Here is an 11,860-nt window from a genome sequence, read left to right as displayed (position 1 = left end):
GCTCCCTGCTGGACGCCGACGAATCCGCGCGGGTGACCGGATTGCTCGAGGAGGCGGGATTCGTTGACGCTGGGCCCAGACCTGCCTGGCGCGCTCGGACCGATGGCCGTACGACGATTTGCGTCTACTGCGCTTCCGGCGGCGACAACCCCGCCGACCTGAGCCTGGCCGCCGCCGTGGGCACCGAAATCGGTAGACGCGGATGGCGATTGATCTCTGGAGGCGGCACCATCGCCATGATGGGCGCGGTGGCCCGCGCGGCCAGAACCGCCGGAGCCCACACCACAGGCGTAATTCCGAGAATTCTCCTGCAATCCGAACTTGCTGACCTCGGTGCCGATGAGCTGATCGTCACCGACACACTCACCCAACGCAAACACCTCATGGGCGAACGCGCTGACGGGTTCCTGACGCTGCCCGGCGGTCTGGGCACCCTCGAAGAGCTGCTCGAATGCTGGACCGCGGCCAGCCTCGGCATACATCACAAGCCCGTAGTCCTGCTGGACCCCGCCGGACACTACCGCGGACTGCTCGACTGGCTCGAAGAACTGCGGCAGCAAGGCTTCGTGCGCACCGCCGCGATCGATCGGCTCATCGTCACGACCGACGTCGACAGCGCATTCAGCAACCTCTGCCCATCAACTCGGTCGGCGTTCGCGTCGTCTGGGGAGGCCAGCGTCTCAGAGCGGACCCATGCGCATTATTAGGCCATTTGACTGATCCCAGCGCGGCCGCCGAACGCAACCCTTGTGGTGTCACCGCTAGCAAGCAGGACCACCGCAGGGGAGCACGGGATGGCACGCATGCCGACATCGATTCGCCCCACTGCTGACCCTCCGACAGGCGCTGTTGAGGCGAGATAGCAGGCAGAGGATATGAGACCACTAACGATCATCGGACCAACGGGAACCGGCAAGTCAGACTTAGCGATCGAGATTGCGGACCGACTCAGCGGCAAGATCGCCGTGGAGATCGTGAACGCCGACGCGTACCAGCTCTACCGCGGCATGGATATCGGCACCGGCAAGGTGCCGCTGGCCCAGCGCCGCGGCATACCGCATCACCAACTCGACGTGCTCGACGTCACCGAAACCGCCACTGTCGCGGGCTACCAGCGTTCGGCTGCAGCTGACATCGAAGCGATCGCCTCACGCGGAGCGCTGCCGCTGCTGGTCGGGGGCTCGATGCTCTACGTCCAGTCGCTGCTCGATGACTGGGCCTTTCCGGCGAAAGACCCAGCGATCCGAGCCCGCTGGGAGCGACGTCTCGCTCAGGTCGGGCCGGCCAGGTTGCATGCCGAGCTGGTCCGCCGCGACCCTGCCGCGGCCGCAGTCATCCCGCTCAACGACGCCCGCCGTACGGTGCGTGCGCTGGAAGTGGTCGAAATCACCGGTCGCCCGTATGCCGCCTCCGCTCCACGTATCGGCAGCCCTCGCTGGGATAGCGCGATCATCGGATTAGATTGCGAGACAAAGGTTCTTGATGAACGGCTAGCGGCACGAACCAAAGCCATGTTCGATCGAGGCCTGATCGAAGAGGTGATCTCGCTACTCCCCTGCGGCCTGGCCAGGGGGGTCACCGCTTCACGCGCGTTGGAGTACGCCCAAGTCATGGAGGCGCTCAAGGCCGGCGCAGACACTCAAGCCCTGGATCGTGCGCGCCAACAAACCTGTCTGGCCACTCGACGCTATGTCCGACGGCAGCGGTCGTGGTTTCGGCGAGACCGCAGGGTGCGTTGGCTCGATGCCACGGTGTCCACCGCGGCCCACCGCACGGCCATCATCGAAGCGGTGTTGGGCGCCTGGCGGCGGGCATCATGAGGCTCCCCGACGCGGGTTGAATCAGCGCCAACTGCAATGGCCGCGACGGCTGCCATGTCACCGTCGAACGCGGAGCCGGCTGTGTGATGACTGTCGTACTGATTGACCCGCATTATTTGCTGGTACCAATGGAAGCCCTCGAAGTGCTGCGGCAGCAGGTGCAGTACACCGAGGAAATACCGGCCGCGTTGACTCGGCTGCTGCCCGCGGCGCGCCCCGTGCGCGCCGGAAGCCACGCCACCGTGTTGTTGTCCTCCGATCCAACACATCCTGCGGTTACGGCACGGTTGGTCGCCGGTGACCGGCTGATCTCCATACCGCACCCACAGTGCGGTGAGCGCCTGATCGATGCCGTTGCGGCAGTGGACGAACTACGCACAGCTGGGTCGTGGGAAGCCGCGCAGACCCACGTCTCGGTTAGCCGCTATTTGCTGAGCCAAACCTATGCGCTGCTGGATGCGCTGCGTAGCGCAGATGCCGGCCAGCTACGCGAAGAACTCGGCGCCTTGCTCCTGCAGGTACTTTTCCAGGCTCGGATCGCGCAGGACGCGCCGCGACGCCCCTTCGCCATCGATGACGTGGCCGACACCCTGATACGCAAGCTGGGCAACCGGCGCCGCGGAGTGCTGGCGGGCAATTCGCCCTTATTCCAGGAGCAGGTGGCGCAGTGGGAGAAGGGCAAAAAGGCAGACAAACGGGCGGGCTCGGTGATGCACGACCTGTTTCATGGTCAGCCCGCGTTGGCTCTGGCCCAGAAGGTGATCGAACGCGCAGTCAGGGCTGGCCTGCCGATGGACCTGGTCCCGGCGACGCTCACCTCCGTCGTGGTGTCACCTGACATCGATTCGGAAGGCGAGCTGCGGGCGGCGGTCCTGGAGTTCATGGACTCGGTGCGCCGTGCCGAGGACACGATCACCGCCAGGCGCCGCGCGCCCGATGCCACCGAAGAACCCGACCGCACGGCGCTCGGCGGAATCACCGAGCGGGAGTAGCGTATGTGCTGGCCTTCCGTGGGCGCCCACACCCAATCCGGGGTCCGAGTCGCCAAACCCCGCGATGACGCCTAGTTTGCGAATTAGGTATACCGGCACAAGCAACTGATGGCCGGGTGTGCGGGAGGGAAGGTAGGCCCGTGGGTGATCGCATCGACGCGTCCGCGTTGGTTCTCGGGCACGGAGATGACGTCCGGCGCCGGCTCACGCGTTCAGTCGCGGTGTTGCGGCAAATGGTCGAGGCCGGCTGGTTTGCCGGCCACGAGGACACCATCGGCATGGAGGTGGAACTCGACCTGGTGGACCCGCTGGGCCGGCCGCGACTGGTCAACGACGCGGTTCTACAGGCCTTGGACCGAACCGATATGCAGCACGAGCTTGGCCAGTTCAATGTCGAGTTGAACCTGCCGCCCCACCCGCTAACGGGCCACGTGCTCCGGGACAGCGAACAACTTCTTGCCGACGTGCTCGACGGGTCCGGCGCGCGGATCGAAAGCCTGGGCACCCGCCTGATCGCGGTTGGCATGCTTCCCACCCTGAGCGCCGACCATATGACCGCCGAACGGCTCTCCACCAACCCGCGCTACGAGCTGCTGAGCCGCCGCATCCGCACCGCTCGCCACCGGCCGTTCCGGGTGCACATCAGCGACGCACCCGAGCCGGTCGAATTCACCACCGACTCGGTCGCGCCCGAAGCCTCCGCAACCAGCCTGCAGCTGCACTTGCGGGCGCACCGGGACCGATTTGCGGCCTATTTCAACGCGGCCCAACTGATCGCCGGAGCGCAGGTCGCGGTGGCCGCCAATTCCCCGTTCTTGCTCGGCCGGCACGCCTGGCAGGAGACCCGAATCACGCTGGTGGAGCAGCTACTCGACTCCCGCCGCCCCAGCGAGGTCAAGGCCAGCGCACCGGCGCGCGTCCGGCTCGGGGAGGGGTGGATCAGCGACCCCGTGGACCTCTTCGACCACCTGGTGCGCGAGTACCCGCCCCTGTTCCCAACCCTGGAGGCAGAAGATCCCGACGCTGCCCTCGAGGCCGGGCAGGCTCCGGTGCTCCATGAGCTTCGGCTGCACAACGGCACGGTGTGGCAGTGGAACCGCCCCGTTTACGACGTCCAGGGCGGCAGCCCGCAGCTGCGAATCGAGAACCGGGTGCTGCCCAGCGGACCCACCGCAGTCGACATGGTCGCCAATGCCGCCTTCTACTACGGACTGGTGCGCGCAATCGCTGACAGTGACCGCACTCCGTGGGAACAGACCCCTTTCGCGGTGGCCGAGCGAGACCTGCACCGCGCGGCACGCGACGGGCTGGCGGCGCAATTGAGTTGGCAGGGCACCGACCAGCCCGCAGCACAGCTCACCCGCGACGTCCTGCTGCCGGCCGCCGCGTCCGGACTCGACGCGTGGGGCGTGGACGCCCACGACCGCGACCGGTACCTCGGTGTCATCGAAGCGCGGGTTCGCAGCGGCCGCACCGGCGCGGCCTGGCAGACGGAAACGGTGCGCCACCTCGAAGAACGCGGACTGGAACGCATCTCGGTGCTGCACGAGATGACCCGGCGATACGTCGAGCACGCGCGCAGCGGGGCCCCAGTCCATGAATGGCCGCTATCGTGACGGTCCGATCCGTCCGAATCGCTAGCGCAGCGCGAGCACGAGTTTGCCGGTGTTCTCACCCCGAAACAGCGCCAACAGCACCTCAGGAAAGTCGCCGACATCGCCCGCAACCACCTGCTCGCGGGCGCGCAGCTCACCGCTAGCCAGCCAATTCGCCAGCTGCCCAACGGCTTCGCCATATCGATCCGCGTAGTCGAAGACCACGAACCCGGTCATCGAGGCGCGTGCGACCAGCAACTGCATGTAGTTGGCCGGCCCGTGCAGCTCCCCGGCGGCGTTGTACTGGGAGATGGCTCCGCAAATTACGACACGCGCTCCGCGGGCCAGACGTGACAACCCCGCCTCGAGCACCTCTCCCCCGACGTTGTCGAAAAAGACGTCAATGCCATTGGGGGCATGCATCTTCAGCTGACGGCGCAGATCCCCGGCTTGGTAGTCGATGGCGGCGTCGAAGCCAAGCTCTTCTACCAGCCAACGACATTTCTGCTCACCGCCGGCGATGCCGATCGCCCGGCAACCCACAATCCGGGCTACCTGTCCGACGATGCTGCCCACCGAACCGGCGGCTCCGGAGACGACGACGGTCTGACCGGGTTGCGGGCGACCGACGTCGAGGAGCCCGAAGTAGGCCGTTATACCGCTGATGCCCAGGGCGCCCAGATGCACCGGGGCCGGCGCGAGGGTGGTGTCCACGCGCGTCACACCGCTACCGTCGGAATGCGCGTAACGCTGCACCCCGAACATTCCGTACACCTCGTCGCCGGCCGCGAAATCCGGGTGGCGAGAATCGATCACGCGCCCGATGCCGCCCGCGCGCATTACCTCGCCGATCTGCACCGGCGCCACGTAGGACCGCCCCGCGTTCATCCACGTCCGCATCGCCGGATCGACCGACAGATACTCAACGCGCACCAAAAACTCCCCATCGGCCGGACCGCCAACGGGTTCGTCGGCGACCTCCCAGTCCGATGGCTTGGGCAATCCGATCGGGCGCGCGGCCAGCCGGCACACGGTATTGACCAGCGTCACGATTCACCCTTCCTCGACAGTGCGTTCAGCGTTGCCCGGCCCGCCGGATCTTCGGCAGTGCAGGGCACCAGTGCCAGGCAGTCCGCGCCGGCCTCTTCGTAGTCCCGCAGCCGGGCGGCGACTCGCTCGGCGGTGCCCAATGCCCCCACCTGCTCGAGCAGTTCGACGGGGATGGCGGCAGCCAACTCTCGACGGCTCGCCCCGGCGCGCGCGGCACCGACGAGGCGGTCAAAGCCCAGTGCACTGAACATTTCGCCGTAGCCGGGCGGGCCGAGATAGACCGCCAGCTGCGCCGCCAGCTGAGCGTGCGCGGCGGCACCGGGATCAACGGCAACGGGCACCCATACCGTCAGCCGCGGTGCGGCGCGACCTGCCGCTGCGGCGGCCGCGGAGTCGATGGCGTGACGAACCTCCGCCACCCGAGCCGGCGATGCGAGGTTGAGCACCACCTCATCGGCGTGCCTTGCCGCCAGGCGAATCATGCCAGGGCCGAAGGCCCCCAACGCAATTCGAGTCTCCTGCTGCGGGTTGCGCAGCCGAAAGCCGTGGCTGGCGACATGGCGCCCGTGGTAGTCGACGCGCGCCCCACCCAGTATCGACCGCAGGCATTCCATGGTTTCCCGCATCACCGGCACGTGGTGTGCCCACGGCCGATCATGCCAACCGGCCACTATCGCCGGGCTGGAGGCGCCCAGGGCGATATCGACCCGGCTACCGGTGAGAGAGGCGACCGAACTGACGCCCAGCGCCAGCCCCACCGGGCCGCGAACGGCGACGGCCAGCGGTCCGATCTTCAAGCCCATTCCGGGTGCACCCAGCCCTATCGCGGTGGCAAGGGCAAACGCGTCGTAGGTGGCCATTTCCCCAACCCACAGCACGTCGAAACCGGCGTTCGACGCCGCCAGCGCCACCTCCATCGCCTCGTCGTCGGGCCGGTCCAGCCAAAACGGTAGGACGACTTCTAAATCGGTCACAGCATCGAGGTATCGCAGTGCTGGCCGAGCAAGACGCGCCCCGGCAGTTCGCGGGATGCCTCGTTGACCTGGAAATGGGCGGTGGCGGTAAACGCGTCGCGAAACCGGCGTTGCAGTGGTGAGCCATCGTAGATCGCGCTGCTCCCGGCCAGGTCATACATGGTGCGCACGACGTCGGCAGAGGTCCGCGCCGCGTGGGTGGCCGCCAGCCGTAGCCGGTTGCGCAGCGCCACCGGCACCGGATCGGGATTGTGGCTGGCTTGCCAGGCCGAGTCGATCGCCTCGTAAAACAGTGCGCGCGCCGCACCAAGTGCCGCCTCGGCCGTCGCGACCGCCGTTTGGGTGGCCGACCGTTCGGCCAAGGTGCGCTTGGCCCCCAGCCCTTTCTTGTCGCCGGCCAACTCGACCAAGTCGTCAATCGCGGCGCGCGCGTTGCCCAGCGCCGCCGCGCCGATCGAAAGCGCAAAGAAGCCGAACACCGGGAAGCGATACAGCGGCCTGTCAATGGTGGGACCGTCGAACACCGAGAACACTCGATCGGCGGGGACGAAGACCTCCTCGGCAACGCAATCGTGACTGCCGGTACCGCGCAGCCCCAGGGTGTGCCAGGTGTCCAAGGCGCGCAGATCGTCTTTGGGTAGCGCCACCACCGATGGCACCGGCTGGCCCTCCACGAAGCAACCGGCGAACATCATGTCCGCGTGGTTGATCCCGCTGCAGAACGGCCAGCGCCCGGACACCACAACACCGCCGTCGACCGACTTCGCCTTACCTAGCGGTACCCACACACCCGCGGCGACACTTCGCCCGGCACCGAACATTTCGTCGCGACTGGACGCCGGTAGATAGGCGACCAACAACGCGCTGGTGATCGCGATCGACACGCACCATCCCGCTGAAGCATCGCCGCGCGCCACCGCTTCGGCACACCGCAGCGCCGGTCCGGGGGCCAGCTCTGCCGCCTGTACCTCGCGCGGCATCGTGGCGCGCAGCAATCCTGCCTCGCCAAGCCGCGCCACCAATTCGTCGGGCAGTCTGCGATCGCGGTCGATCTCCGCCGACATCTCCCGCGCCGTCAGGGCGATCTTCTCGGCGAGGTTCTCCATCTCGCTATCTGCTCTGCGCAGTGGTGCGGCGCTCAGGTCCGGCTGATTCATCAGGACTCCTGGTAATGACGGCGGTTCCGTCAAGTTACCACCATGGTTCAGAAATTGAACCGGGTACAGTTGTTGAACCATGGGCGCCGCCGATCTGTCCCACCGCTTCGAAGGGGAGTCGGTTGGCCGTGCCCTCGAGCTGGTCGGCGAGCGCTGGACCCTATTGATCCTGCGCGAGGCGTTCTTCGGCGTGCAGCGCTTCGGCCAGCTCGCCCGCAACCTCAACATTCCGCGCCCCACCCTGTCATCGCGGCTGCGGATGCTCGTCAATGCGGGCCTGCTGGACCGGGTGCCTTACTCCCAGGATCCGGAGCGCCACGAGTACCGGCTGACCGACACCGGCCACGAACTGTTCGCCGCGATCGTCGTCCTCATGCAGTGGGGCGACAAGCACTTGCCGAACCCCGACGGCCCACCGATTGTGTTGCGTCACCATTGCGGCCAGTTCGTCGAGCCGCGCCTGATCTGCGCCCACTGCGGCGAAGAGATCACCGCACGCAATGTCACACCCGAAGCCGGGCCCGGCTTCGGGGACGCGGTAGCCGCGCCAAGCTTCGGGGACGCGGTAGCCGCGCCAAACTGAGCGCACAGACGCGCGGCACCACAGAGTCTCCCGAGACGTCTTCGACAAGACGCTCAAGCCATCCTACACAGTGCGCTCGGCCGGTGTGGCACAAGACAATCCACGGCGTTGCGCCGAGACTTCACCCCGCCGGCCGGGTAGCCTGGATGGTGTTCAGGAGATAACAATTTGCAATCCCAGGTTGTTGCGAATCGATAAGCATGCCTAGACACGTCAGCGCGCAAGACCGGACAGATCGCCCGCGAAATTATCGTCACTTGGTGCAACGCCGAACGGCTCTCAAACTGCCGCTGCTGCTGGCGGCCGGCGCCGCGCTGGCCCAGACCCCCCGCGCCACCGCTGTGGCAGGCCGGTGGTCGGCTGAGCGCGCCAACACCTGGTACCAGACCCAAGGCTGGATCGTCGGCGCCAACTACATCACCGCCAACGCCATCAATCAGCTCGAGATGTTTCAGCCCGCCACCTACGATCCGCGGCGCATCGACAGAGAGCTGGGCTTGGCCCGGTTGATCGGGTTCAACAGCATGCGAGTCTTCCTGCACGATCAGTTGTGGGCCTCGGATCAAAGGGGCTTTCAGACTCGGCTGGCACAATTCGTCGCCATCGCGGCGCGCCACGGCATCAAACCTCTTTTCGTCTTGTTCGACTCCTGTTGGGACCCGTTCCCCAAGCTGGGTCAGCAGCGTGCGCCAAGGCCCGGCGTGCACAACTCGGGTTGGGTGCAAAGCCCCGGCGCCGAACACCTCGGCGACCCCAGCTACCAGGCCGTTCTGCACGGCTACGTGACTGGAGTGTTGAACCAGTTCCGCAACGACAACCGCGTATTGGGCTGGGACTTGTGGAATGAGCCCGACAATCCGGCGAAGGTGTACCGAAAGGTGGAGAGAAAGGACAAGCTGGAGCGGGTCGCGGAGCTACTCCCCCAGGTGTTTCAGTGGGCGCGCGAGGTCGATCCCAGCCAGCCCTTGACAAGCGGTGTCTGGCAGGGAAATTGGTCGGATCCGGGCAAGCGCTCCACCATCGCCAGCATCCAGCTCGACAATGCCGACGTCATCACATTTCACAGCTACGCGGCACCGGCCGGCTTTGAGGCCCGTATCGACGAACTTGCGCCGCTGGGGCGGCCGATCATCTGCACCGAGTACCTGGCGCGCTCCCAGGGCAGCAGTGTGGAGGGGATGCTACCAATCGCCAAGCGTCGCAACGTCGGCGCCTTCAATTGGGGTTTGGTCGCCGGTAAGACTCAGACCTACCTACCGTGGGATTCCTGGGATCATCCGTACACCAAGCCCCCGAAGGTATGGTTCAGCGATCTTCTGCAACCCGACGGACGGCCCTACCGGGAGAGCGAAATACAGTCCATCCAGTCGCTGACCGGCGCCCGAACCCAGGACTGACGACAGGCGTGGGTCACCAAGCCGGCGCCGGGTCCAACATCGCGACGTGGTCGCCCTTCCACTCGTACCTCACCGTCGTGATCGGTCCGGGGCACGCCGTGCAGACGTCTCTGCCGTCTTTGTAGTCGAGGGCCACCGTGTCATCGGTTGTCTTCGCCGCATTCAGCGTCGTAAACGAATACGCCTTTGTGGTGGCAATACCGGCGGAGGTGCCGTTGTGAAAAAGCAGAACGAGGTCCGGTGAGCTGCCCGTCGCGCCTTCAACGCTGATGATGACCGCCGACAGTGTGGAACACGGGTTGTAGTTGCTACTCGGATCGAAGCTGCGCGGATTGGTGTCCCACGGGTAGCTCTGCGGCAGGGTTGGCAATGACTTGATCGCTGCCTGGATCTCTGGGGCATTGAGGTTGACCCCACAGGTCGGTTCCGCTTGTGCCGGTGGCGCCAGCGGATTCAAGGCGGCCAGGACAGCGACCGTCGCTGCCCAACCAACTATTCGCATGGAAGCACTGCCTCCTCTCCCCGGAATGCGTTGTCGCAGACCTCATCGCGGCCGATCTCCGGGCATTCGATGAGCCCTGACCTCACCGAGTACACAGGCGATTGCACGGGCCGACAAGGGCGGGACGAGGGAATGTCGCAGATCTGAGTCGAAGTTGGTATGCAGCTGATAGCTGGCTAGTCAGAAGGTGCGGCGCCGCCGAACGGTCAATCCAGGGCAAGTGTTGGGCAAAGAGTGTTGTGCGCCTCGTCGATCCACGTGTCGGCCAGCCGGGCGGCCTCAGGCACGCTCAGTCCCGTCTGGTCGATGTCGTTTGCGTGTTCGGCGACGTAGACAATCTGGGTGCGTGGCCAGCCTTGCGCCAGAGCCAGGCATATCGTTTGTTCGGCTTGCTCCTGGTGATTGGGCCAGTCGGGCTCGAACATGACCGGTTCGGCCTGGGCCGTGGCGATAATGCCCGGAAGTGCGGCTGGACCAGCCAGCGCGATCACCAGCGACAGGGCTGACAGCAACGTCTTCATGGCGCCAGGGTACCGATCGAGCCGTCAGCCGCCGCCTGGTCTGACCCATTTCGGCCATCGTCGGCTTACTGTGGTGGTGCGAGCCGTCGCCGCGCAGGGCTGGCCGCCGTTGGTGCCAGCGGGAAAAGGACGAGTGCCAATGAGCATTGATGACGAAGCCGTCACAACCTTGGAAGACCTCAAGGGCGATCTGGCGCACCGCTACAAATGGACGCCAAGCGGCGGAAGCTCGGTCGACAGCGCGACCATCGAGGCCGACATGGCGGCCCTCGACCGCGACGGCTACGTCATCTGGGAGAATCTGCTCAGTGCCGAGCAGTGCCGGCTGATCCAAGAGGTCGTGCGACCCTGGCTCGAGCACACCGGACGTAACTCGTTTGAGGGCCGGCGCACCCAACGCATCTACAGCGTGTTGAGCAGGACGCGAGTGTGCGACCGGCTTGCCGATCATCCACGGGTGCTGGCGGTGCTCGATCGGATATTGATGCCCAACTACCTGCTTTCGGCATTGCAGGCGACCAACATTCTGCCCGGAGAAGACGCGCAGCTACCTCACCATGACGACGGGTTCTACCCGATTCCGCGGCCCAGGGCACCGTTGGCGGCGGCGACGATCTGGGCGATCGACGACTTCACCGCCGACAATGGCGCCACGGTGGTCATCCCCGGCAGCCATCGTTGGGGCAGACGTCCGCCGGGCCCGGACGATCAGGTGCTGCCCGTCGTGATGCCTGCCGGCTCGTGCGTCTTCTTCGTCGGCACCCTCTGGCATGGTGGTGGCGCCAATACCAGCACCAGCGAGCGTCTGGCCGTCACCGCCCAGTACTGCGAACCGTGGCTGCGCCCGATGGAGGCCTACACCCTGTCAATATCGCGCGAAATTGCCCGAGCGGTCTCCGACGACATTCGCCGGATGCTCGGCTACAGCATCCATCCCCCGTTCGTTGGCGCGGTTGATGGCCTGCACCCATTGCGACTGTTGGAGTCCGGGCCTGATTCCTAGGTTTGGATGCGTTGTTGGGATTGGTAGCCGCGAGCGAATGCAAATATTTCGCGAATCATCCGAACCGTCTTCGGCCTGACTACCGCGAAGGACCGCAAATGAACACGTCCCCGCCCTGACGCGAAACACTGGTCACGGGCGTCGCGCAAACCGCGGGCATCCGAGCCCGGCCGACGCCACCGCGTCGACGATGCGGTCGAGCTTTTCTCTTCAAAGGCGGCAACATGCCGCCAAGTCAGTCATTAAAATTACGCTTTCAAATAGCG

At 65.8% G+C, this 11,860-nt stretch carries 11 protein-coding genes and 1 pseudogene; 7 read left to right on the top strand and 5 right to left on the bottom strand.

The genetic code is table 11. The features are described from left to right. Window positions 1–116: 116 nt before the first annotated feature. The 4 genes and pseudogenes from CKW46_RS10570 (at window position 117) to CKW46_RS10555 (ending at window position 4,428) form a co-directional block, all read left to right on the top strand. A complete protein-coding gene (locus CKW46_RS10570) occupies window positions 117–707 on the top strand; it encodes an LOG family protein (protein WP_231991586.1) in 591 nt (196 codons plus the stop codon). A gap of 168 nt (window positions 708–875) precedes the next feature. After that, entirely contained in the window at window positions 876–1,820 is a 945-nt protein-coding gene (gene miaA, locus CKW46_RS10565; protein WP_482053131.1) for a tRNA (adenosine(37)-N6)-dimethylallyltransferase MiaA, read from the top strand. Window positions 1,821–1,906: 86 nt separating this feature from the next. Further along, a pseudogene (locus tag CKW46_RS10560) lies at window positions 1,907–2,809 on the top strand (nucleoside triphosphate pyrophosphohydrolase); the annotation flags it as partial. 143 nt (window positions 2,810–2,952) lie between these two features. Beyond that, on the top strand, window positions 2,953–4,428 hold the full coding sequence (locus tag CKW46_RS10555) for a glutamate-cysteine ligase family protein (RefSeq protein WP_015355002.1): 1,476 nt from the start codon (window positions 2,953–2,955) through the stop codon (window positions 4,426–4,428). A gap of 21 nt (window positions 4,429–4,449) precedes the next feature. On the opposite strand, the gene CKW46_RS10550 is transcribed toward CKW46_RS10555, so the two are convergent. Genes CKW46_RS10550 through CKW46_RS10540 form a run of 3 tightly spaced genes read right to left on the bottom strand, consistent with a single transcriptional unit; the run spans window position 4,450 to window position 7,588 of the window. Further along, window positions 4,450–5,457, bottom strand: a complete 1,008-nt coding sequence (locus CKW46_RS10550; RefSeq protein ID WP_012393394.1) for an NADP-dependent oxidoreductase — start codon at window positions 5,455–5,457, stop codon at window positions 4,450–4,452. Next, window positions 5,454–6,431, bottom strand: coding sequence for an LLM class F420-dependent oxidoreductase (locus CKW46_RS10545; protein WP_240274990.1), 978 nt, complete (start codon window positions 6,429–6,431; stop codon window positions 5,454–5,456). The genes CKW46_RS10550 and CKW46_RS10545 overlap by 4 nt, the downstream gene beginning before the upstream one ends. Continuing rightward, window positions 6,428–7,588 carry an acyl-CoA dehydrogenase family protein gene (locus CKW46_RS10540; protein WP_482053130.1) on the bottom strand — a complete coding sequence of 387 codons (1,161 nt, stop codon included), beginning with the start codon at window positions 7,586–7,588 and terminating at the stop codon, window positions 6,428–6,430. The genes CKW46_RS10545 and CKW46_RS10540 overlap by 4 nt, the downstream gene beginning before the upstream one ends. A 79-nt stretch (window positions 7,589–7,667) precedes the next feature. Here CKW46_RS10540 and CKW46_RS10535 point away from each other — a divergent pair, with 79 nt between their 5' ends. Then, window positions 7,668–8,171, top strand: coding sequence for a winged helix-turn-helix transcriptional regulator (locus CKW46_RS10535; protein ID WP_482053129.1), 504 nt, complete (start codon window positions 7,668–7,670; stop codon window positions 8,169–8,171). 260 nt (window positions 8,172–8,431) lie between these two features. Beyond that, a complete protein-coding gene (locus CKW46_RS10530) occupies window positions 8,432–9,568 on the top strand; it encodes a cellulase family glycosylhydrolase (protein ID WP_117435886.1) in 1,137 nt (378 codons plus the stop codon). 13 nt (window positions 9,569–9,581) lie between these two features. Here CKW46_RS10530 and CKW46_RS10525 read toward each other — a convergent pair whose 3' ends face one another. Beyond that, entirely contained in the window at window positions 9,582–10,070 is a 489-nt protein-coding gene (locus tag CKW46_RS10525) for an LppP/LprE family lipoprotein (RefSeq protein ID WP_015354998.1), read from the bottom strand. 206 nt (window positions 10,071–10,276) lie between these two features. Then, window positions 10,277–10,591, bottom strand: coding sequence for a hypothetical protein (locus tag CKW46_RS10520; protein ID WP_015354997.1), 315 nt, complete (start codon window positions 10,589–10,591; stop codon window positions 10,277–10,279). Between the two features lie 139 nt (window positions 10,592–10,730). Between CKW46_RS10520 and CKW46_RS10515 the strand changes: the two genes are divergently transcribed. Next, a complete protein-coding gene (locus CKW46_RS10515) occupies window positions 10,731–11,594 on the top strand; it encodes a phytanoyl-CoA dioxygenase family protein (protein WP_117435880.1) in 864 nt (287 codons plus the stop codon). The last annotated feature ends 266 nt before the right edge of the window (window positions 11,595–11,860 follow it).

This window comes from Mycobacterium liflandii, from assembly GCF_022354805.1.
GTDB classification, from domain to species: domain Bacteria; phylum Actinomycetota; class Actinomycetes; order Mycobacteriales; family Mycobacteriaceae; genus Mycobacterium; species Mycobacterium marinum.
The sequence above is the reverse complement of the archived record's forward strand: the minus strand, read 5'-3'. Positions and strand labels throughout refer to the sequence as shown.

Coding starts and splice junctions, on each gene's coding strand:
- CKW46_RS10515 (WP_117435880.1), top strand. CDS start 10,731: ATGAGCATTGATGACGAAGCCGTCACAACCTTGGAAGACCTCAAGGGC.
- CKW46_RS10525 (WP_015354998.1), bottom strand. CDS start 10,070: ATGCGAATAGTTGGTTGGGCAGCGACGGTCGCTGTCCTGGCCGCCTTG.
- CKW46_RS10535 (WP_482053129.1), top strand. CDS start 7,668: ATGGGCGCCGCCGATCTGTCCCACCGCTTCGAAGGGGAGTCGGTTGGC.
- CKW46_RS10520 (WP_015354997.1), bottom strand. CDS start 10,591: ATGAAGACGTTGCTGTCAGCCCTGTCGCTGGTGATCGCGCTGGCTGGT.
- miaA (WP_482053131.1), top strand. CDS start 876: ATGAGACCACTAACGATCATCGGACCAACGGGAACCGGCAAGTCAGAC.
- CKW46_RS10540 (WP_482053130.1), bottom strand. CDS start 7,588: ATGAATCAGCCGGACCTGAGCGCCGCACCACTGCGCAGAGCAGATAGC.